We start from the raw sequence: 24397 nt of genomic DNA on the forward strand, positions 1-24397 counted from the left end.
TTTCATTGATGTCACCCTTGAATAAGGCAGCTAAATAAGTGAAACTAACCTCAAGTATAATAATCCAGTAAATACATGAACTATTTTTTAAAAAAATCAAAAGAATTACTTTCTAAAAAGCATTGTTTTTCAAAAGCTTTACCGCTTTCACTCTCTATTTCAGCCGCGATTATATTAGTGGGTTGTCAAGCGACCTCCCTACAAAGTAATAACGGAGTCAATGCAACAAATATACAAGAACAGCAAATAGCCAGTACGGCTGAAATTAATCAAGCAATATTAACAGATGAAACTATTGATATTATTCATCCTGTCGCTGATGTTGAATTCACATTAACCGATCCTGAAATAGTCGATGACATTTACGTTTCTGATGATATTTGGCAACGTATTCGCACTAAGTTTACCTTCGATATTCCAGAAGACAAACGGGTAATATCTCAGCGCAACTGGTTTGTAAAGCATCCTGAATATCTTGACCGTGTTGCTAAGCGTTCAGAGCCTTTTATTTTTTATATTGTTCAAGAGCTTGAAAAAAATGACATTCCATTAGAAATAGCACTTTTACCTATTGTTGAAAGTGCTTTTGACCCCTTTGCTTACTCTCATGGTCGTGCTTCAGGTATGTGGCAGTTTGTCCCAGGCACCGGCAAACGTTTTGATATGAAGCAAAACTGGTGGTATGACGGACGCCGCGATGTTATTGCATCAACCCAAGGAGCGATTAAATACTTAAAATATTTAAATAAATTTTTTGATGGCGACTGGTTGTTAGCCCTTGCCGCTTATAATTCTGGTGAAGGCCGAGTAAAGCGTGCGATGAAAAAAAATGCGCGTAAAAATTTACCCACCGACTTTTGGTCTTTAGATTTACCGCGAGAAACCAGAGCCTACGTTCCAAAGTTACTTGCCCTAGCTGACGTTATAAGTCGCCCAGACGACTTTAATATCAAGCTTTATGAAATTGAAAATAAGAGTCAAATCACTAACATTAATATAGAGTCACAGCTTGATTTAGCAAAAGCGGCTAAATTAGCCGATTTGTCATTGGCTGAGTTACAACGATTAAACCCTGGTTTTAATCGTTGGGCTACTGATCCAGATGGTCCACATCGTTTATTAATCCCCAATCATAAAGTGGCTAATTTTGAGAAAAAACTCGCCGAACTACCGAAAAAAGATCGCTTAGCATGGCAGCGCTATAAAATTAAAAATGGTGATAATTTAGGAGAAATTGCTCATAAATTTAATACCGATATCAAATTAATTAAACAAATTAATAATATCAAAGGGACACAAATTCGTGCCGGTAAGCACTTATTAATTCCTGTTGCAACACAGTCACTTGATAGTTATGTATTTTCGCAAAAGCAACGATTAGCAACGACCAAAAATCGTCAACGTAGTGGAGAGAAAACAACGCATATTGTTAAATCTGGTGATACCTTGTGGGATATTGGACAAGCATATAATGTGAGCAGTCGCAGTATTGCAAAATGGAACGGCATGGCACCACGAGATGTTTTAAAGCTGGGACAAAAACTTGTTATATGGCAAAAAGCTAAGGTAACTAAGTCGAACCTCGCAAACGAGAAATCGTATCGACCTGCAGATCAGGCGATTATGCGTAACATCAGATATAAGGTAAGACGTGGCGATTCTTTTGCACGTATTGCTGATAAGTTCAATGTCTCGATTCGTGACATTGAACGCTGGAACAGCTTAAACCGTAAAAAGTATTTACAACCTGGCCAAATGATAAAGCTTTCGGTTGATGTGACCAATAATATTTAACCGATAGCCCAATATATACCAAACGCTATTGAGTTTACTCACTAGCGTTTTTTTATGCTCAAAAATTAGACATATAACCTTTTATAAGTAGTTAAGAACAAATAGCACTTGATAAATTTTTTATAACTGGCACAGTGGCTCTCGTCTATGAGCTATTTAGTTTATAGGTCACCCCACAATTTGTTAATAATTTAAAGGAGTAGCGCTTCAATGTGTTCGATCTTTGGTATATTAGATATAAAAACAGGTGCAGATGCACTTCGTCCAAAAGCTTTAGAATTTTCTCGTTTATTACGTCACCGTGGTCCTGATTGGTCAGGCATCTATAGCAGTGAACATGCTATTTTAGTGCATGAACGCTTGTCCATTGTTGATACTGAGCATGGTGCTCAACCCTTATATAACGAAAATAAGAAAAACATTCTCGCCGTAAACGGTGAAATTTATAACCATAAAACCCTCGCATCAAATCTAACCATTGATTACCAATTTCAAACGGGCTCGGATTGTGAAGTTATTTTGCCACTCTATGAAGAGTTTGGCGTTGATTTTGTTGACAAATTACAAGGGATGTTTGCTTTTTGTTTATACAATGAAACCGACAACTCTTACTTAATTGCCCGCGACCATATGGGTATCATCCCGCTTTACACCGGTTACGATGAAGTCGGTAACTTTTATGTTGCCTCTGAAATGAAAGCGTTAATGCCTATTTGTAAAACAGTCAGTGAGTTTCCTCCCGGGCATATTTTAGACAGCCGTGTTGGTGAGTTACAACAATACTATAAACGTAACTGGCAAAAATATTCTGCGATTAAAGATAATACCACCAGCAAAACAAAAATTCGTGAAGCATTAGAAGAGTCGGTTAAGAGTCACTTAATGACAGATGTGCCCTACGGTGTTTTATTGTCAGGTGGTTTAGATTCGTCGTTAATTTCAGCGATCACACAAAAATTTGCTGCTCGTCGTATTGAAGATAACGATTTAGCTGAAGCTTGGTGGCCAAAAGTTCATTCATTTGCCTGTGGTCTTGAAGGCTCTCCTGACTTAATTGCTGCGAAAACAGTAGCAGATAGTATTGGTACTATTCATCACAGTGTTGTTTTCACTGAACAAGAAGGCATTGATGCCCTTCAAGAAGTTATATACCACTTAGAAACCTATGATGTAACCACTATTCGAGCGTCGACGCCTATGTATTTAATGGCGCGAAAAATTAAAGCTATGGGTATAAAAATGGTGCTGTCTGGTGAAGGTGCTGATGAACTTTTTGGTGGTTATTTATATTTCCATAAAGCACCAAACGCCCAAGAATTTCATGAAGAGCTTAACCGTAAGCTCGACAGATTGCACAAGTTTGATTGTTTACGTGCCAATAAATCAATGTCAGCTTGGGGCATTGAGGCCCGTGTACCATTTTTAGACAAAAACTTTATGGATGTTGCTATGCGCATCAACCCTGAAGACAAAATGTGTGGCAATGGTAAAATGGAAAAAGCTATCTTACGTGAGTCTTTTGAAGGTTATTTACCGAAAGAGATTTTGTGGCGTCAAAAAGAGCAGTTTTCTGATGGCGTTGGTTATTCATGGATTGACGGTTTAAAAGCGCATGTAGAGTCTCAAGTTACTGATCAACAGCTTGAAACAGCTAGTTTTAAATTCCCAGTGAATACACCAGATAGCAAAGAAGCTTATTTCTACCGTGCTATTTTTGAAGATAAGTTTCCACTTTCTTCGGCAGCCGATTGTGTTATTGGCGGTAAATCAGTCGCTTGTAGTACACAAGAAGCATTAGCTTGGGACGAAAGCTTTCAAAATAATGCTGACCCATCAGGCCGTGCAGTATTGAGTGTTCATAACGAAAGTTACTAACGGTTATAGTTAAATAAAGATAAAACCGATAAGCCTACTTATCGGTTTTTTATGTTCAGGATGAACGATATGTCATGGTGCCATGGATGGCAAAGATTCCTAAATCAACTCAAAATAATCATATTAATTTGAATACATCAAAAAATAATTGTGTAGAATAACCGATAAAATAATAATGATAAAAATTGTACAAACAGGAAAATATTTTGACTAAGCAAATTGATCACAACATGCCAAGTATTACCCCTGATAAAGATCAGGTTGAAGCGTTTAAAAATACCCGAACTTATTCTGCAGTGCCTCCAAGTTCTGTAGATAACACTTTGGCTAAACCTAAAGTAGAAAAGCCTCAGAAAAATGTATCAACATCATTATCAACGTTCTCGAAATTTTCCACATTTTTGATCTACTTATTATTAGGTGTTGCTGCCTATTGGATTTATCAACAAGATATTAAAACTCATGCCATTATCGCTTCAGCTGAGCAACGTATTATGGGCTTAGAGCGCCAACTCTCAGCTACGGGTGAAGAAATGGGCGAATCTACAATAGAGATGAAAGTCAGGTTAGAAACACTGGGCAAGACAAGTGATAAGCTATGGGATGAAATGGATAAACTTTGGGCTTCTGCATGGCGAAAGAACCAGTCTCAAATAAAAGCATTACAAAGAGACAGTAAGTCACTCACCGATATATCGTTAGCTCAGCGGAAACAAGTTACCTCAACGTTAGCCACTATTGAAGAAATAAATGACAAACAAGTAGCGACAGAATATTCGATTGACGCGGTAAAAGAACAATTAAAGAATTCAGAAAAATTGACAGAGCAAATTAAAACGTTATCTTTAGAATTATCAGCAATAGAGTCAAATTCGCAACGTCGAGATAAACAACAAATATCGCTGGCAAGCAGAGTGACCCAACTGAGTGAACAAAATAAGCAATTATTGCTGCAAGTAAAAAACTTAGAAAGAACGTTATCTCAATCCGTTAAAAGCATCCCCGCTAAAACAGCCCCACCTCTAGGTGGCGGCTCTTAAGACGTTAAACAACAATAGCGTAGGTGAATTGACAACCTACGCTATTCATTATGCTTTTTCTGTAGAAAATGTAAACTGACTCTCTAACTCGCTTACTCCTAGACCACTTCGTTTTTTGACTTTTATTTGCACGGGTATACGTTCTTTTAGTGTATCAACATGGCTAATAACACCGATCATTTTGCCACTGGCGTTTAAGCTGTCTAAGGCATCAAGTGCGACTTCAAGCGTATCGTTATCAAGTGTACCAAAGCCTTCATCAAGGAAAAGAGAATCAATACTGGTTTTCGCACTCACTAGATCAGACAATGCTAACGCCAATGCCAAGCTCACCAAGAAGCTTTCACCTCCCGAGAGTGTTTTAGTATCGCGTATGCTGTCTGCTTGCCATGTATCAAGTACTTCAAGCGTTAGTGCTTCTGATTGCTGACACTTTAGCTGATAACGAGCATGTAAGCGTTCAAGCTGTTGATTCGCTAAATACACCAAATGTGCCAGTGTTAACCCTTGAGCAAACTTTCTAAATTTAGCGCCATCGGCTGAGCCAATCAACCCATTTAAGTGGGCTAAATCATCAACCTCTTTTTGTAGCTCAATTATTTTTTCAAATAAGCCTCGTTGCTGCTCACGCTGAATTTCGTCATGTTTTAATGTTTGACCTAGCTGGCCAATTTTTATCTGTTCTTGTTTTAGCTGTTCTTTACATGCTGACAGTTGCTCTGCAATTGCCTGCGCATTCACCTCAGTAATGCCAGCTTCTTCTATCGATGCTTGTTCAAGTGCCAACGTACCCAGTTGTTGCTGATATTGTTCAAGTAATGTTTGTAAATATTGTTTTTCTTTCGTGATAGTATCTAAAAATAGTTGAATTTTCTGTTGCTTTTCAACCGGCAGTAAAGCGTTGATAAAATCACTCTCTAAAGCAAAATCACTCTGTGTTAACGCGTTTTTCCACGCTAAACTCAGTGAATCAACTTCTTCATTAATATGGTTTAACTGTTGCTCAGCACTCTTTAAAAGTCCTTGCTGATGTTGATGTGTTTCCATGCTTTGCTGAAAAGTTTGTTGTAAGTCTTTAAGTTTATCCTCGGTGGCTTTTCGCTTTAAAGCGATGTCGGCTCTCACTTGACTAGTACTTTTATTTTCAAAAAGACTCAAGCGTTGCTGTTGCGCTTGCTTGAGTTCAATAATAAATTGCTGTTGCGCCTGACTAACATCGCCATAGTCTTCATTGAGTTGCTTATCGTGTATTTGCGCAACCACCCATTGCTGTTTTAAGTCAGTTAACCCCTGAAAATGTTGCTCTTGTTGTTGAACCGTAAACTGGTAGTGTTTCACTTGTTTGTTTTTTTCAATAAACCAGCTAGAAAAAACATCCTGACTCGGCAAAGATCCATTGTTATCACTGAAGAGCGGCGTCGCTGAAATCTTTGTATTTTCAATGTTGATTTGCTGCTCTACCAAGGTAATACTTGCTTTAAAATCTGCAAAGGTTTCAGCTTTACTTTGTTCTTTTTTTGCTAAAAGAGTGGCTAATTGTTGTAAACTTTTTTGAATGTTTTCTAGATTATTCGCTAAGAGCACAACTTGATTTTGTATCGTTGACTGCTCTTTTTCAACGTGTGCTAGCTGTTGCTGGTATTGCTGAAAACGTTGCTCAGCTTGTTTTAGTGCTACATTGGTTTTGTTCAGGTTATCGAGCAACTGCTCTCGTTCTGCAATAAAAACCTCGATAAAGGATAAATCAGCTAACGAACAATCTAAACCAAGCGGCTGTGCTTTTGAGGGCCATTGGCTTAATAAGCCTTGCTGCTCTTTTGTTTTTTCCTGTTGCACTTTATGAGCGACATCAAGCTCAGCCCTTAACTGTGCTTGTGTCTCTGCTTGCGCCTTGCCTTGGTGTTCGAGTTGTTGTAATTGTCCTGTTAATTGCTCAAACCTTTGTTGGTGCTCTGAAGACTCTTCACGGTCTAACTTTATATATTCATCAATAGCCGGATGTTCAACTGAACCACACAATGGGCACGCTTGCTCGTGCTGTAGGTTACTTCGATGCTGACTTAACGACATAATAGTTTTTTGTTGCGCTAAAATTTTTACCACGTCATCACGTGTTAACTGCACATCTCGGTATTGTGAGCGCAAGGCAATGATCTGCTCTGAAACGTCCTTGTATTTTAAGCTTTGCTCAGCGATAACAGCTTGAATATTTACCACTTCATTAGCCAAAAGGGCAAAACGACGGGCATTTTCAACTACCGTAATTTGTGGTGCTATTTGTCCTTGAAGTTCTTGTAATCTGTCATGTAATACTTGTTCATTAATCAGTGACGTATTCGCTAAAATTTTGATTTTTTCTTGTTGATGGTACTCAACTTGTATAAGCAGTTCATCATTACGTTGCTGATGATTGTGCAATAATTTTTGCTGACTCTCTTGTTGATGTTCAAGTGCTTGCTGTTGTGAATGTAAGCCTTCTTGGTCAGCAAAAAGCTGTTGTAGTTCATGTTCTGTAAGCGCTAATTGCTGATATTGGCTTTGCCATAAAGGTAATTTTTCTGGTAAGGTTTTTAACAGCTGATTATTACTGATAAATTGTTCGTTTTCAGTAAATTTCCTTTGCTGTTGTTCTTGATTTTTAACAAGATTTTCGCAATTATTTTTTGATAAGTGCTGAACATCTATTAACACGATGAGTTTATTAGCTAATTCTTTTTCTTGCTTAGATAGATAGTCTATTTGGTTATCAAGAGGGATCACTTTATCAATAATCAAGTTTTCAAGTGCTTGATCAGCTAATTGTTTAGCCCCCTGTTCTGTCGTTAATGCTTCGAAAGCTTGTTGCGCTATAATGGTGTCCTTTTCAACATTTTTACAGGTAGTAAGCAGTTCATTATTGCTAATAATTAATTGTTTTTGTCTCTGTTTTTTATTTTCTTGTTGCTCAAAAATAGGCCTTAATTTTTCAGCAGGTTTTGATAACGCTAATTTTGTTAAATCATCTTTCGCGTCAACTTCTTTTTGCGCTTCGTGCTGCAGTTTACTTTGAATAGCGTTAATTTTTTCTTGGTTCTCAAGGGATTTTTGTTGCCAACTTTGCGCTTTTTGCCACAGTTCACAGGTTAAAGCTAAGTGTTTTTCATTCTGGGTAAGATGTTCAAGTTCAAGCGTAAGCGACGTTATTTCTTCTGCTGATAAAACGACCGTTCCTTGGCTTTGCGCTTGCAATATTTTTAAATCGTTACTGGCATTTTTATGGTTCTGATAAACTTGCTGTGAAACTTGTCCGTATATCTCAGTACCCGTTAATTCTTCTAATAACTCTGCTCGTTCATTACTGGGCGCATTCAAAAAAGCAGCAAACTCACCTTGCGATAACATCATCGACTTAGTAAAACGCGAAAAATCTAAGCCTGTTAAACGCGCTATTTCTAAGCGTACTTGTGACACTTTAGTCGCTAATATTTGATCGTCACCTTCTAAGGATGTAGATATTTCTGCAAGTTCAGCAATTGGCTTTTGCAGATTTCCTTCAACACTATTTTTAGCGCGTCTTTGACTCCAAAAGGCTCGGTAGGCTTTGCCTTTTACTTCAAATTCAACTTCAGCTAAGCAATTAGCCGTATGACGGGTCATTAATTGATTTTGTTTGTCTGAAATATTTAAGCGTGGCGTTTGATGATAAAGTGCTAAACAAATAGCATCTAATATCGTGGTTTTCCCTGCACCTGTTGGCCCAGTAATAGCAAATAAGCCGCTATTATCAAAAGGGGCTTGGCTAAAATCAATTTTCCAGGCTCCTTTGAGTGAGTTTATGTTTTCAAATCTTAAACTTAATATTCTCACTTAGTTTCACCTGCAATTTGCGTTTTTTCAACGTGATTTTCACTGGCTGTATTTTGTTCTTGAACTTGCTCTAACGTTTGTGCAAACATTTTTTCAAGTCGAATCTTTTGATTTACTTCGAGGTCAGTTTGCCAATTTTCTTGAAGTAATCGCGTGGTAAAGACCTCACTTAAAGACAATTCGTTCAAGGTGATTTTTTTTTGGCTCTCTGGCATTGATTGCCTCGACTTTTTACTGCGCCGCACCAGTAAGACTTCAACAGGTAATTCTTTAACCAGTGCCTCAATACGAGGTGTTAAGTCTTGTAAATATTCTGCACTGTTAATTTCAATATCAAGCCAAATCTTTTGATCTTTTTCTAACAATTTTTCTGAATTATTTAGCGTATCAACTAACTCATTGATATCTTGGGTAAGGTGCTCTAATTTACTTTTTACCATTAACAAGGGTTGAAAACAGGGAATATCTTGCTCAATAACCTGACTAAGTTTTCCTTGTTCAAACTCTGCAATTAACACTTTTTTAGTTTGAGTTGCTTCATCAAAGCTCAATGCTATGGGCGAGCCGCTGTAGCGAATATGCTCTGATTTAGCTACGCGTTGGTTACGATGAATGTGGCCAAGTGCAATGTAGTCCGCGTTAGGGAAAGCATTAGCGGGAAAAGCTTCAAGTGTGCCGATATAAATATCGCGAACAGACTCACTACTTGTTACACCAACGGTCGTAAGATGTCCGGTCGCAATAATAGGTAATTTAACGTCATGACTTAACTGCGCAAGATCTTGCGCTTGCTGGTATAAATTTTGGTAATGTTCACTGATAGCTTGCTGCAACGATTGTTGCTTTTCCTTTACTGATTGTCCTGCACTACTGGTCATTATGTCGCGGGGGCGAATAAATGGAATGGCGCACAGCACTGCCCCAGCCTGACCTTTTTTATTATTTAGCGTAATAATTTGCTTATCAAGGATATCGCTAGCACTGGTAATAACCTGACAAGATAAATGCGATAACAATTGTTTAGATTCACCAAGCATAGCGACTGAATCGTGATTGCCAGCAAGGATGATTAACTGACATTTTTTTTTGTGCATATTAACAATAAAATCAAAATACATTTCTCGGGCATAACTTGGTGGTGTACCGGTATCAAAAATATCGCCAGCAACAATCACCGCATCAATAGCATGCTCGCTGACTTGTTCTAGTAGCCAGTTCAAGAATTTTTGGTGTTCATTTGCCCGACTTTTACCGTAAAAATTTTGACCTAAATGCCAATCTGAGGTGTGGAGAATGCGAAATTTCATAAATTTATCTTAACGTTTTGTAAAACTGATGAGTGAATAATTAGTCAGGTTTATGGATAATCGTTTTCTTGCCCATAAAACGATTGTACAACTTTTGATGAGCGAGCTTTGAAAAAGTATCTGTTCGGGTCTCATAAGCCTTAATCCAATCAATGAGCATGGGTAAATTATTGTCTTGATCTTGCTTAGACGGATATTTATGAGGTTCCCAGGGGCGATTTTTAGCATGGATAATGCATGTTTCTATCGGTAAATCTAAGAATATAATTTCATTAGCTAATGCTTTCTTTTTATCCTTTAATAATCCACCTTCTCGATTAATAGTAAGCTGCTCAAGTAAGTCACTGTAACAACCTTCAATTACCCAACTTTCATGCTGTTGTGTAAATGCATCAATCTCAAGAGTTGAATCTAGAAGACTTTTTCTTTTAGGCGGTGATGTTGCTAACCAAGCTAATGTATCAAGATCTAAGTGTGCTAACCCCTTATCTATAGCTAATTTATTAGCAAGCGTAGACTTACCTGATCCGGAATTGCCAAAAATAATAATTTTTTGCAAGCAGCTAACCTTTCTATCACATTATCATGAAGGGTAGTGTACCTTAACTCATTATAAAAATTTAGAATTTTAATACAAAGTCAGCAAGTTCATCTTGTCTCAAATAGTCTGGTTAACCATGCTCACAGTGATAATAAATATAGACACTGGTGAATTAAATACTCTATCGGTCTCTGCCACTAGAGTAAATATTGTCTTAATAAAAAGGGCAACACATTTGTATTGCCCTTGCTGCTATTTGATTAACACATTAATCACTAAAAACGATATGAGGCATTTAAGAAAAAGCCACGTCCGTATAAGTCATATCCTGATGAAGTAACCATGTTGCCACGATTCGACCCAGCAGTTAAGTCAACTAATTCAGGTGCTTTATCAAATACGTTTTTTATACCTGCGGTTACTAAAAAGTCTTCACCTTTATAGGTCAATGATGTGTTGATATAAACAGCACTATCTGCTGAACAAACCGGAACGGTTTGTGGCTTACCCGCCAAATCTTCATTTTTAATATACTCATCACATTTAGCCGTATCACTCACATCATCAGCTGAATGCGTGCCAGACATGTAGTTTGCCATAATCATCCAGTTCCATTCGTCCATTGAAAAGTTCAAAGATGAAACCAAGCGATGCTCTGGCGTACCAAAGTCTTCTAACAAGTCTTCTGATGATTCGCCTTTGAATATGGTCACTTCACGTTCTGTTTGTAACGTATACTGGTTGTCCCATGTCATTCTAACCTGGCCAAAATTAGTCACAAAACGGGTGTTAACATCAACACCTTTTGACGTCTCCTCGCCAATGTTAATAAAAGAAGTATCAATTAAATTTGGGAAGTTAATGACTGCTGCATTGCCACTGTTGCGCGAAATACGAGAACAAAACGGGCTTGCCATATTAGGAGAGTCAAAACAACGTTTTAAAATAGTCGCCGCACTAATCGTACGGATAGTATCTTCAACAACTAAACTAAAATAGGTGACACCAAAATTAAACTCATAATCACCTTCAAATACCGGTGTCCATTTAAATGTTGCCGTAATATTTTCTGATGTTTCAGGCTTTAAGTCTTGAGCATTACCGCTTGAAGAGGTTGGAATACTAGGTACACCGCTCAAGCCTATTTGTGTGTAATCGGCTCCTTGTGCATCACAGTTATCTAAAATAGTTTGTGAACGGTTTTCTTTAGCTGGATCATATTGGCTATTGGTGGTTAATGATTCTGAGACCATACAAGGATCAGCACTACCACTTACACCACCAAACTGGTTAGCAAGAAATTGTTCTCGTAAGTTTGGTGCACGAAATGATGTGCCATATGAGGTACTAAATAATAACGCTTCAGAAGGTTTATAAGTTACACGCGCTCGTTGCGTTAATTCACTACCAAAGTTGGATTCATCGGTATAGCGAAGTGCTGCTTCAACTTCAAATAAATTTGCCCAGCTTTGATCAACAGCAATAGGTAATGAAATTTCTGCAAACACATCACTCACATCACGAGAACCTATGGTTGCCCCTTCTGTTAATGGATTTTCCGCAGCAACTAATCCTGTTGAACCTAACATATCGCCTGCTGAATCAATGCTATCTTTTCTAAATTCGAGGCCCATTGCAACAGTTGCAGCGCCACCACGTTCAAATTCAAATAAGTCACCCGTTACAAACCCCGAGAACATCGATTGTTCAACCGTTGTGGTGTTAATACGAGTACCAATTAAAAAATCTTTTTCAGCTTGAGTCGCAAAAGTACCGCCACCATAGCTACCGCCATTAAAAATAGATTCAGCAAAAAAATCTACGGGTACACATTCATTCGCAGTAATAAAACCAATACCTGCAGGAGCACTGATGCCACAAATAGGATTACCGGTATTATCTAAACGTAAGGTTCCTAAAGTAAGTGCTAAATTAGTTTCATTCATTACCGGTTGTGTTTGGTCACCAACACCACGATCGTATGAAGCAAACACTTCATATGTCCAACCTTTATTCGCTAGCCAATCACTGGTGAAGTCACCACGAAAACCGGTGACGAAGCGAAAGTGATTTAATTCTACTTCACGTTTTTGAGGTAAATCTTCTAAAGTCATGATGTGAGAAACATCATAGTCTGGAAATGGATTTAACGGGTTATCAACTAAATTTAAAGAGCCATCGGGATTGGTCACTAAATTACCATTGGCATCTTCATGTGGAATGTTAGCAGCAATCGTTGGATAAATTTGTTCAGTAGAGGCTAAGCTCGTCAAGTTACGATGAAAATAATAAGCTTCATAAAATATTTCTTCATCTCCGCCAAAAAAGTTAGGCGAATAACTACCGTTGGCTGCAACTGTAAAACGGGTAACAGGCTGTATTAAATCAGCTTCCATACGATCGACGGCATCAGAGTGAGCAGGAGAATAAATCCGACGATTAAATTGATCTGAACTCGTAATATCAACGTTAGGATCATTAGGAATAGGTAGGCCAAAAGCTGAACTAAAACCTGGAATACCAATATCTGAAGAGCCAGGTGTGGTAAAGAAACCAATCCCAGATGGATGAGGATATGTCATTGGTGGCGCGTTTGGATCATCAGCATTATAACCGGTGATATCTAAAATAGAATTATCCCAAAAGCGGCTTGAACAAACCGAAGTTCTCTTTCCTGTATCGTCTTCAAATATTTTACGGATACAACTCGTTCGGTCTTTTACTGCGATACGGTCGCGCTCATAATAAGACGCAGAAAGGGTGAATTTTGATTTGTCACCTTCAAAACCCGTAATAAATGAGAAATCTTTTGTCGCACCACCACCATGTTCCGTGTCAGAAATGTTCGCAGAGACTTCAAAGCCATCATAACTTTCTTTAAGAATAATATTAATAACACCCGCAACAGCATCAGCACCGTAAATAGACGAAGCACCTTCTGTGATCACTTCAATTCTCTGCACCATATTTACCGGTATTAGACTTAAATCTGGTTGCGATGGTGCGCCACGGACACCTGAAGAACCTAACCGTCTGCCATTAATAAGAATAAGGGTACGCTCGGGGCCTAAACCACGTAAACCAACATTAGAGGAACCCACACCTCCACTTGGAGGAGCCTCTGAGGCATTAGACCCACCAGAATTAGAGTTATATGAACCATCGAATTGTTGGCCATTTGCCATCGAAGTATTTTGTAATAAATCGGCAACGGTTCTAACGCCCGCCTTCATTGCGTCTTCAGCAGTGATCACATGAATAGGTGAAGCGTTTGAGAACTCTGCTTTTTTAAGACGAGAGCCCGTAACAGAAATTCGCTCAACTTCTTTTTCTGCACCGACTTCCTCAGCATAAACAGGCATTGAGAGCATGGAACTAGAGACACCAGCAAGTAATGCATATTGGATAGCTCTTGCTATTGGAGATGTTTTTATCATTATATTATCCTTTAATTAATTATATTATTTTTATAATTATTCAGCTCATTCCTTAAACTCATCACCTAAGTACAACGTCGTAATATCCTCAACTACAAGTAACTTAAGTTAAACTGAACAAACTTACACTAGGGCTAAATGTTTAAAATTAGTATTAAAGATGTTAAAAAAAATTGTTACCTTTGAGGTATTTGTAAACTTTTAACAACACTTTTTTCTCCTTAAAGAAAGCGTTTTTCATCATTGATTTTACAAATAAACGTCGAACTGTATATCTACCCTCACTAATTATTACCATCTCTGTCTATTTCTTCATTCTAAAATTAATACTTTTTATAAAACTTGCATTCTCAAAAATAACGCCTAACTTTAACAATTATGCAACACGATTGTAACAATTACTTGTATTTTGTTACATTGTGTTTCGTAAAATAAAGAAACGAATCGAACTGATTCAATGCTTTTATAGAATGAGAATAATAGAAGGCGGTTTTACGATTAATACGTTGTTTGTATACCAAAAGAATGTGGCTACTGGACGGCCATCTCTTGGTTTATTAAGGGTCTACAGACATCTACCTCTAACGGTGCATACCCTTGTATGCAGTTAAACAAAATAATAAAAGGTATAAAAATGAAAAATAATAAAACGTTTATTTTAAGTGCATTGTCTATTACTTTAATAAGCACGTTCAGTGTAGACGCGGCTGAAAGAAAGCTATTAAACGGAGATAATGCAACTATTTCAGCATTATCTCAAAATACATCAAGTCTTTTAAATAACGCTCCTGCGCAACTTCTGGGGTTATCTGACAGTAATACACTACAAGTTAAAGGTAATTTCACTTTAGATAATGGTGATAGTACAACCCGCTATCAACAGTTTTACCAGGGAATACCCGTAATTAATGATGACGCTGTTATCTCTCAAAAAAGTGATAGTAGCTTTAAACATGCACATGGCTCTGTACTGAACAATATAGATGCTGATATTAAGGATGTAACTCCGACCTTTACCGCTAAAGAGGCTTTACTGCGCACTAAAGGAATAAGTTTTGGGGGTTTTCTCTCAGCAAGCCCAGTAACGACATTGAATGAAACTTCTTCATTATCTATTTGGCAAGACGAGAACGACACCGCTAAACTCGTATATGAAGTGAGTTTTGTTCAATATGGAGAAACGCCTGCTCGACCTTATTATATTATCGATGCCCATACTGGTGAGGTACTACTGCATTTAGATAATTTACAAACTGCCGATGGCACTGGCCCTGGCGGTAATGCTAAAACAGGTAAGTATCAATACGGTACAGACTTTGGTTACTTAGATGTAAGCCAGTCAGGTTCTACCTGTACGATGATTAATAGCAATGTAAAAACGATTAATTTGAATAATGGCACTAGTGGTTCAAATGCCTTTAGTTATACTTGCCCAGAAAATACCACCAAAGAAATTAACGGCGCTTATTCACCGCTTAATGATGCTCATTACTTCGGTAACGTTATTTATAATATGTACAATGATTGGTTTGGCGAGCCTCCCTTAACTTTTCAACTGCAGATGCGAGTGCATTATTCAAATAATTACGAAAATGCTTTTTGGGATGGTACAGCAATGACTTTTGGTGATGGTCAAAATACCTTTTATCCATTGGTTAGCTTAGATGTTTCTGCGCATGAGGTGTCTCATGGCTATACCGAGCAAAATTCCGGGCTTGTTTATTCGGGCAAATCTGGAGGCTTAAATGAAGCCTTTTCAGATATGGCAGGTGAAGCAGCAGAATACTTTATGACAGGAACGAATGATTGGAAAGTAGGTGAACAGATATTTAAAGGTAACGGTGCTTTGCGATACATGGATGATCCAACCCTCGATGGCCGATCTATAGGTAATCAGTCAGATTATTCGTCAGGAATGGATGTTCATCATAGCTCAGGTGTTTTTAACAAAGCATTCTATTTGTTAGCAAATAAAACGGGATGGAATACTCGCAAGGCATTTGAGGTGATGACTAATGCTAACAAATTTTATTGGACATCGAATACTAATTGGGATTCTGCCGGTGACGGCGCAATCGATGCAGCTTGTGATTTAGGCTACAGCACGGCGGATGTAAAATCTGCGTTAGCGTCAGTTGGCGTTAATTCTGATGCAAGTTCAAGTAACTGTGGCGTACCACCAACTGATGGTGTTTTAACCAATGGTGTTGCAGAAACGGGGCTGTCTGGTAGTGCAAAAGATCAACTTTTTTATACCTTAGTAGTACCTGCTGGAGCAACCGATTTGAACTTTGTTACGAGTGGCTCGAACGGTGATGCTGACCTGTATGTTAAATTTGGTTCTAAACCTACATTATCAACTTATGACTGTAAAAGTACCAGTTCGTCAAGTAATGAAACCTGTGATATTTCATCAGCACAAACTGGCACCTATCATGTCATGGTTGAAGCTTGGAATGCGATCAGTGGTACTTCTTTAACTGGTAGCTTTGTTGAAGATGGTGGTACTAACCCAGGCGACCCAATTGATATTACTTACAATATTAATGCAATTAATTCGGGTGCTTGGGAAAGATTTACTGAAAACTTAGCCAGTGGATATTCTAACTTGACAGTCACTATTTCTGGTGGAACAGGAGATGCAGATCTTTACGTAAGAGAAGGTGCTCAGTCAACGACCTCGAATTACGATTGTCGTCCATACAAAAATGGTAATGAAGAAGTATGTAATTTTACCAGCCCTGCTGCAGGTGCATGGTATTTTGATGTTAGAGGATACAACGCCTCGTCAAATATAACATTAAATATCAAAGCGAATTAATGCTTATATAAAAATATTGAGGGGCGAAGCCCCTCTTTTTATTTCCAACAAACTATACCTTTTCTTATAGAGGCTTACTCAGCAATGTTTGCCCACTCCCTTTTTTACCGCGACAGTTTTATTTCGTTAAAATTCAGCTTTGCTGCTTTATGATAATCGCTAAAAGTAACGGTAATCAAGATGGAGTACTAAAAGGTATTTTTCAAAAAAATAATAAACAATTAAAAGAGAAATGCATGAACAAGATAGCTAATAACCTACTTGTGCTTAGTTTACTCAGTGGAATGAGTACCGCTTCGACACTTGAAAATAACAATATAGATCTTAATATAAATCCGCTAGATAATGATAAAAAAGTTTGGATTTCCATTGGCAACGATGCGGTAACTATGATTAATAAGAGTTACAGTAAACAATTCAATCTGACAAATATTCAACCTAAACAGTCAGTGCTTAATATTTCAGAAACACCAACAACACTTACACATAACCATGCTATTAATATTGTCAGTATTGATGAAGCTCAATTAAATAACTTAAGCGAATTCATGCATGATAACTTTAAACGCTGTGGCGGATATATATTTCATGAATCACTAGAAGCCGCTCAACAATACACAACAAACATCGCATTAGCTCCGCAAGTAGTGACTAGTTACACTATTGATAATCCGACGGGCGTAAATTCCTTATTAGATCAATTATCTTCATCAAACTTAACAGCTACCGTTAATACCCTCAGCAACTACAATAATCGTTATTATACGAGTTCAACAGGTGTACAGTCGGCTAATTGGTTAAAAAGCCATTGGGCTTCAATAAGTAGTCAACGTAGTGATATTTCTGTTGAGTTGTACAATCATACTTTTCAGCAACCTTCTGTTATTGCAACAATCACTGGCACGTCAAATAGCAACGAAATCGTCATCATAGGTGGACATTTAGACTCGATAAACTTGTCTAACCCAAGTACGAGTCGTGCACCGGGAGCCGATGATAATGCCTCAGGTATTGCTGTGGTTACCGAGACCTTACGCGCAATTATAGCGAGTGGTTTTAAACCAAAACGCACAATCAAGTTTATCGGTTATGCTGCTGAAGAAGTCGGTTTGAGAGGGTCAAAAGCTATTGCTCAAGACTATAAAAACCAAGGATTGAATATTGTCGGTGTCGCACAATTTGACATGGTGGGCTACAAAGGTACCGCTAATAAAGACATTGTTTTTATGACCGATTACACAAATGGTGCCCAAAATACCTTTATGACTCAGCTCATCGATACCTATTTGTCTGATATTAGTTATGGCTTCGACCAATGTGGCTATGGTTGTTCAGATCATGCTTCGTGGCACAACCAAGGCTACCCTGCCTCGATGCCATTTGAATCTACTATGTCAGATATTAACAGCAGTATACATACCGCTAATGACAGTAGCTTTAACTCAGCCCATGCATTAAAGTTTGCACGCCTTTCTGCTACTTTTGTTGGCGAACTGGCTAAAAGCGGCGACGTTGTTATACCACCAAATGACTCAGCATTAGAGAACAACATTGCGGTTAAGGTTAACGCCGCATCAAAAGAGCAAACTAGGTTCACCTTTGAAGTACCTGCTGACGCTTCGTCATTAAATTTTCAGACAACTGGGGGCAGTGGCGATGCTGATTTGTATATTAGATTTGGCGCTGAGCCCACTTCATCGATTTACGATTGCAAGGGCACGAGTTCAACGAGTAATGAAACCTGCGATATAACAGCTATAGAAACGGGCACTTATCACGTAATGGTATTAGCATGGAATCAAATCAGTAACGTCAGTCTACTACCAAGTTACGATACATCAACAATCCCACCAGATAATACTAATGTGTTACAAAATAATATCCCCAAAACAAATTTAAGTGGTGCAAGGTATGAAAATTTGGAATACACCATGGAAGTACCTGCAGGTGCTACTAATATTAAATTTACGATTAATGGTGGCAGTGGTGACGCAGACCTGTTTGTAAAGTATGCCAGTAAACCAACTTCATCAAGCTATGATTGTCGCCCCTATATTAGCGGTAATAACGAATCATGTAGCCTCAGTAATGGTAGTGGCACTTATTATATAATGATCAATGGTTACGCTGCATTTTCTGGTTTGAACCTAACAGGCAGTTATAACCAAGGGATTAATACGGGTATACGCTAACATGATAGGTGCGACTTCGATGCAATAAAATAACTTTTTAAGAAAGGTTTCCTCAATAAGATTTAGGTATTTAGGTATTTAGGTATTTAGGTATTTAAGTAAAAATATCATGGTGTCTTAAGTAAAACAGATTAATTACAACGTCATTAGTTCGACAAACTGATGATGAAGACACCAAGCCAATGAAAGTTATCGTTATGATAATGAAAGCACAGCTAAACGAACGTAAAGATGTTCAATGCTGGGCATCAAGTGATTTCATAAAATATGAACATTTAACAAAAAACTAATAAAAGCGCTTTCGAGCGCTTTTATTAGTTTTAGTCTGTACATATTATGTAAAACTGCCTTATCAAATAAAGTCACAATATAACAATAGATTAAAGTCACTATTACTATAAATCCCCCTCTAAAAAAGTGGTCACGTCAATGATAAAAATGCATGTACTACCTAACAAATTCCTGACATATTAGTTGAATCTTTATATGAAAATACGTGTAAAACCTAAAACAAACTTGACTGATTATTCATCAAGCGTTATGTATAGGTAAAAATTATAAGAAAATCCTATGAAAAAAATTATTCCTTTACTGCTTATTCCTACATTGTTGATTAATGCGGCTTACGCAACGTCGATTTTTAATAGTGACATTGAAAACTTAATTACCACATTGAAAGCACCTACACCGATTATTAGTGACTTAAAACAACTCACTGATGAAATTGGTGGCCGCTTAACAGGCACACAGGCAAATAAAAAATCGGTTAACTGGGCGTTGAAAAAATTTCATGAAGCCGGTGTAACAGCAAAAAAAGAGCCCTTCACAATGCCGAGAGCTTGGTCAGAGAAAACGATTAGTGCTAAAGTTTTTAATCGCCAAATAAATTTTTCACCACGCATAGTTGCTATGCCGTTCACTAAAAAGACACATTATCGAGGCCTTACGGCAATAATTGTTAACCTAAATAAAGGCACAGAGTCTGATTTTGAAAAAGTAAATACCGACCTTTATCTCAAAGACAAATGGCTCCTTATTGAAACCGACATCTTGGATGATAAAATTGGCATTAATGGCCTTTTTCAAGAGTATACCAATGCCGTAACGATTGAAGAAAGAGCGTTAGCTGTAGAGGCCACAGGTATTATTTATATGTCTTCACGGCCAAAAAACCTATTATATAGACACTTACCAAGCTCTGGGGTTGATAACAAGTTACCTATTGTTGTGATGGAAAGAGAAAGTGCTCAACGTACTCAGCGTTTAATCAATTCAGGCGAATCACTTAAGTTAACGGCGCAGATAAATATATTAGGTGAAAAATCTTATCAAGCTAATAATGTTGTCGCTGAAATAACAGGTGACACCTTCCCAGAACAAATAGTCTTGATAGGAGCGCATATAGATTCTTTTGATTTAGGGACCGGCGCATTAGATAATGGCGCAAATGTGAGTTTAGTCATTGACCTTGCACGTCAAATCAAAAAACTGGGTATTGTACCTAAACGCACCATTCGCTTTGTACTCTTTAATGGTGAAGAACAAGGTATGTACGGTTCGTGGGGGTATACGCAAACACACATAGATGAGTTAGATAATCATGTTTTAGCTGCCACCATAGATATTGGTACGGGGGCTATTTCAGGCTTTTTTATTAATGGTCGGGAAGAAATCAAAGCATCTGTTGACAGTGTCTTACATCCAGTTGCTGAATTAGGTCCATTCAGCCAAGTTATCGATCCAGTTGTTGGTACTGATAATTATGATTTTATGATGCAAGGTATTGCAAATTTAGTCGCTAACCAAGCCAATGCTAATTATGCTTCAAACTATCATGCACAATCAGACACCTTTGACAAAGTAGACCAGCAGCAGTTGAAAATAAACTCAGCCATTATGGGCGCAACTATTTTAGGTATTGCTAACCTTGACGAAATTCAATGGCAACGCCAAACCGCAGAGCAGGTGGTAGAAATGGTTGAAAAATTTAATATTGAACAAGCAATGAAAACCTTCGGTTTACAACAAAGCTGGCGAGATAATAAACGAGGAATTCAGCACTAAAACTAACGGACAGTCTTAAAGCCCAAATAGCCGCTACATAATAATATCTAGCGGTTTGATAACTAAATTCAGCTTAAAGCACAATTTATCTTCACGTTAAAAGTAATCGATAAATATTTTATATTCTGATTATAACAAAATAAAATTTAGCCTTTTTACCTCTATTATCTATACTTAGTCAAATGTTATTGATGGAGTAATAATATGAGAAGAATCCCTCCTTCACTGGTCAAAACATGGATATTTCTTATTAAAAGCAAAGATCCACGACTCGCAAAACAAAAGTTTTGTGCTTATAGAAAAATCAGGGAGCTGTTCGGCAATACCGATATTGCACAATTGTATATTGAACAATATATTGATCGAGATATCGAAGTCGTCATTATTTAAAAGAGCAAACGAGTAGGCATTAAGTTAATCCCTACTCGTCTGTAAACTCTCTACATTTGCTTATCAAGTCTTACCGAACCGTTTTCCAGATAGATAAGTCGAATAGCATCGTTACGTTGGAAAATCATTTTTGAGTCTAAGTATTGCACAACCATAAACAACTTACCTTCCTCTGTTTTTATCATTAATTCGACTAAATGAAGGGTCTTGCGTTGATATTGAGGATTTTTATTATGACTAATAGACCCCCCTAACAAGGCACCAAGAACTGTTGCAACGTCTCGTCCACTGCCGCTACCGAATTGATTTCCAATCGCGCCACCAACAAGTGCGCCACCAAAAACTTTCCACCCCTTATTTTTATCTTCTATGAGCTCTTCTTCAGTAATATTTCTTACTGATTGAACGGTCCCAAACAAGACTTTTTCAACAGGAACCGCTTTGTTCCTGTCATAATCAGCATTCGCTGGTAAACTTAATAAAACAGTCAATAGACATAAACAAGATAATAGAATTGTTTTCATAATATCCTCCTTAAATGATTAACGGTGGTGTTACCAACCTACCGATTCTTTCGCTTTAGTTTTACGTATTTCAGTTTCATCAGCCCATTCAACAAGTCCGCTCTCTAAATCCATTAAACGTAGAGTGAATTTATAATAAACATCAGATTTGTCTTTGTTAGATTTAACAATGCTCGATAAATTGCCATAGAGCATATATTCAGCACCTATTTGCTTACCAAACTGCACGGCTTTGCTCGTGTCAACCATACCACTGTCTTGTTGAAATTTGATTTGTTCACGAGCGGCTTCTACCCGACCCATATCAACAAAACGAAATTTCCCTGAACGTAACAATTTAGTTGAAATAGAATCAGTTATTGACTCTGTATCGATGTGCTCGCTCGTTTTATTTTTAATACGCTCAACAAACATTATTGGTCGTTTATTTTGCGTTAACGTACCAACAACAGGCGATAGTAATAGAGAGTCTGTCATATCTCCTGCTACTTTTTGTAAATCGGTAGAGCCAAAGTTAATGTCTGTTGTTTCAACAGCCGTAGCATCACCATAGCGAACAACCGATTTTTGTGCACAACCAGCAACCATCGTAATAGCTAAGCCAACAGTCGTAGCAATAATTAATTTTTTCATTTTACTTCCTTAATAAATAACGTAATAATTTTGAATTTTTAGTATCGGTATGCCTTTTCAGGAACCTCTCTCACATAGACAGTAAATGAAGCAACTTGATCATTTGGTGCGAGTCCTTTTAGGCTTGTCGACTGAAAACCATGTAATTCAACTGGCTTCCACGGTGTTTTTCGTGATTCTACAACAAAACCTTGCACATCAAACCAATTAAAATGATATTGCAATTTCAGTGACTTTTTATAAGTACTTTTAAGTTCTACATTAACCTCTAGTAAGCCGTTAGTCTTTCTAGACTTAACATCGGAAATTGTTAGTTGTTGCCCCAATTTAGGATTATGTACTTCTAAATGCTTTGAAAAGTCATCACCTTGTGTCATCTCACTGGTGCCTGTCCCTGATGTTATAGGCATTGCACAGCCAAATAAAATAAGCGAACTGATAATAATAACCGCTGAAAGACTAATGAAATTTTTCATACTTTTTTCCTTACATATTTATAGTTTGATAACCGGTGTAATCGCCTATTGCGGTAAAATTAATTAAAGTGGTTTTATTCTTCGTAACCTCAACATTAATCACTTCTTTTTTACCTGCAAACGAAATTACTAATGTCTTATGCCCTGCCTCAATATTATTTATTCTCATTATTTGTACATTGTCAGGTAAGCTAGACCAACTTCGCGTGTCTGCTTTTTCCGATGCTATATTATAAAGGCTTGCTAAAATATTACCTACATCCCCTCCAGACTTACTCAAATTATGACGTATTTGTTCTTTGGCAACTAAACGGATCGCTTGTCTTGTCACTAATCCTGGTAATTTTTCTTGCAAATCTTTACTCGCTAAGGACTGAAGTCTAACAATTTCTTGTGATAAATAACTTTTCTCATCAAGACGAATATTCAGTGGCATTAATGTTGATAAACTGCCCCGATATACGGGTAAAGCAAAAGTAAAAAATTTAAAATCGGCGCGAGTATTAAAAACAGGTAAATTCAAACTGGCTTCCTGCTTTGCGCTGACAATACCTTGTTCAAAAATAACGACTATTTGACCTGAGTTTTCTTGATTTACCGCTTGGTACGGTCCGAATTTCTGTTCAAAGCGCGTATAATCTTCATGCATGCCTAATTTTTTTGCCAAGCGCAGTACATCTTGTTGCAAATAAGTATTATTTGGATATATTTCTATTGCCCGTTTGTAATCAATATACGCATCATTAGACTGTTTACCTGCTTCGTACAGCAAACCTGAGAGATAAAAAGTAAAAGCATTTTGAAAACTATTTTTAACCTCTCCAATTAAGCCAGCCATTGATGGATAATTTTTGTTTAATTCATTTGCGTTAAGACCTTTATCAGCCATAGCTTCTTGAGCTTTGTAAAGTTCGGCTTGGTTTGTTTTTAGCGCACTTTCTTGAACTAAATTAGCACGCCGAACTTCGACTAAAGCGCCTTCTAACCGCCCTTGATATAAATAATTCAAAGCTTGATAAGAATGCAGCATACCTTGTTCGTATGAAGGAATTTCATACCCAATAGCATTATCATTAGTCACCACTGCACTGACCTTTTGAAGCCCATTACTTATTTGTATTTTTGCCGCTTGCTCTTGTGCCTGAACCTGCTGGTAGGCTATTTCAAAACTCTTTTGACTCGCTACCCAATTATTAGCAAGGAACTGCAAGCGTGCTTTCTCTAATTGACTCAAGCCATAATTATTATGATTCTTATTAACAGATACAATCGATGTTTCTGCTGTAACAAACTCACCTTTTAACTGGGCTAAACGAGAAGGTTGCATTTGCTGACTGTAACCAAAAAATAAGTCACTAATTCCTATAGATGTGCAGCCAACAAGCATTGCTACTGAAAACATAAGACAAATTTTTATTGATAAATTTTTAAGCATAAAGTCTTTCAAGTAACCCTAA

The 24397-nt window shown here is 37.5% G+C and carries 15 protein-coding genes; 7 read left to right on the forward strand and 8 right to left on the reverse strand.

Features of this window, described 5'->3' with window-relative positions:
* Positions 1-75: 75 nt before the first annotated feature.
* The 3 genes from H4J39_RS08255 (at position 76) to H4J39_RS08265 (ending at position 4709) form a co-directional block, all read left to right on the forward strand.
* On the forward strand, positions 76-1794 hold the full coding sequence (locus tag H4J39_RS08255) for a LysM peptidoglycan-binding domain-containing protein (RefSeq protein WP_182227288.1): 1719 nt from the start codon (positions 76-78) through the stop codon (positions 1792-1794).
* A 210-nt stretch (positions 1795-2004) separates the two neighbouring features.
* On the forward strand, positions 2005-3669 hold the full coding sequence (asnB, locus tag H4J39_RS08260) for an asparagine synthase B (RefSeq protein ID WP_182227290.1): 1665 nt from the start codon (positions 2005-2007) through the stop codon (positions 3667-3669).
* Positions 3670-3875: 206 nt separating this feature from the next.
* The gene (locus tag H4J39_RS08265) at positions 3876-4709 is read left to right on the forward strand and encodes a hypothetical protein (RefSeq protein WP_182227292.1); all 834 of its coding nucleotides are present in this window, start codon (positions 3876-3878) and stop codon (positions 4707-4709) included.
* A 48-nt stretch (positions 4710-4757) separates the two neighbouring features.
* Here H4J39_RS08265 and H4J39_RS19295 read toward each other — a convergent pair whose 3' ends face one another.
* The 4 genes from H4J39_RS19295 to H4J39_RS08285 all read right to left on the reverse strand — a co-directional run bounded on the left by H4J39_RS19295 (position 4758) and on the right by H4J39_RS08285 (position 13840).
* Positions 4758-8555, reverse strand: coding sequence for an SbcC/MukB-like Walker B domain-containing protein (locus H4J39_RS19295; protein ID WP_182227294.1), 3798 nt, complete (start codon positions 8553-8555; stop codon positions 4758-4760).
* Complete coding sequence (gene sbcD, locus H4J39_RS08275) at positions 8552-9862, reverse strand: exonuclease subunit SbcD (protein WP_182227296.1); 1311 nt, start codon at positions 9860-9862, stop codon at positions 8552-8554. Before sbcD ends, H4J39_RS19295 begins: the two co-directional genes overlap by 4 nt.
* Before the next feature lie 40 nt (positions 9863-9902).
* On the reverse strand, positions 9903-10421 hold the full coding sequence (locus H4J39_RS08280; protein ID WP_182227298.1) for a shikimate kinase: 519 nt from the start codon (positions 10419-10421) through the stop codon (positions 9903-9905).
* Between the two features lie 257 nt (positions 10422-10678).
* A complete protein-coding gene (locus H4J39_RS08285) occupies positions 10679-13840 on the reverse strand; it encodes a TonB-dependent receptor domain-containing protein (protein ID WP_182227300.1) in 3162 nt (1053 codons plus the stop codon).
* Between the two features lie 634 nt (positions 13841-14474).
* Between H4J39_RS08285 and H4J39_RS08290 the strand changes: the two genes are divergently transcribed.
* The 4 genes from H4J39_RS08290 (at position 14475) to H4J39_RS08305 (ending at position 21307) form a co-directional block, all read left to right on the forward strand.
* Complete coding sequence (locus H4J39_RS08290; RefSeq protein ID WP_182227301.1) at positions 14475-16661, forward strand: M4 family metallopeptidase; 2187 nt, start codon at positions 14475-14477, stop codon at positions 16659-16661.
* A gap of 236 nt (positions 16662-16897) precedes the next feature.
* Entirely contained in the window at positions 16898-18853 is a 1956-nt protein-coding gene (locus H4J39_RS08295) for a M28 family metallopeptidase (RefSeq protein ID WP_182227303.1), read from the forward strand.
* A 570-nt stretch (positions 18854-19423) separates the two neighbouring features.
* A complete protein-coding gene (locus tag H4J39_RS08300) occupies positions 19424-20917 on the forward strand; it encodes a M28 family peptidase (RefSeq protein ID WP_182227305.1) in 1494 nt (497 codons plus the stop codon).
* Between the two features lie 204 nt (positions 20918-21121).
* Positions 21122-21307, forward strand: coding sequence for a hypothetical protein (locus tag H4J39_RS08305; RefSeq protein ID WP_182227307.1), 186 nt, complete (start codon positions 21122-21124; stop codon positions 21305-21307).
* Between the two features lie 50 nt (positions 21308-21357).
* On the opposite strand, the gene H4J39_RS08310 is transcribed toward H4J39_RS08305, so the two are convergent.
* From H4J39_RS08310 to H4J39_RS08325, 4 genes are read right to left on the reverse strand one after another with little or no spacing between them, the layout of a single operon-like run.
* Positions 21358-21831, reverse strand: a complete 474-nt coding sequence (locus tag H4J39_RS08310; protein WP_182227309.1) for a glycine zipper 2TM domain-containing protein — start codon at positions 21829-21831, stop codon at positions 21358-21360.
* A gap of 30 nt (positions 21832-21861) precedes the next feature.
* Positions 21862-22464, reverse strand: a complete 603-nt coding sequence (gene lpoB, locus H4J39_RS08315; RefSeq protein ID WP_182227311.1) for a penicillin-binding protein activator LpoB — start codon at positions 22462-22464, stop codon at positions 21862-21864.
* Positions 22465-22502: 38 nt separating this feature from the next.
* Positions 22503-22940, reverse strand: a complete 438-nt coding sequence (locus H4J39_RS08320) for a YcfL family protein (protein ID WP_182227313.1) — start codon at positions 22938-22940, stop codon at positions 22503-22505.
* Positions 22941-22950: 10 nt separating this feature from the next.
* A complete protein-coding gene (locus H4J39_RS08325) occupies positions 22951-24375 on the reverse strand; it encodes a COG3014 family protein (RefSeq protein WP_259368792.1) in 1425 nt (474 codons plus the stop codon).
* Positions 24376-24397: the final 22 nt, after the last annotated feature.

The organism is Colwellia sp. Bg11-12 (genome assembly GCF_014076955.1).
Lineage (GTDB): Bacteria > Pseudomonadota > Gammaproteobacteria > Enterobacterales > Alteromonadaceae > Colwellia_A.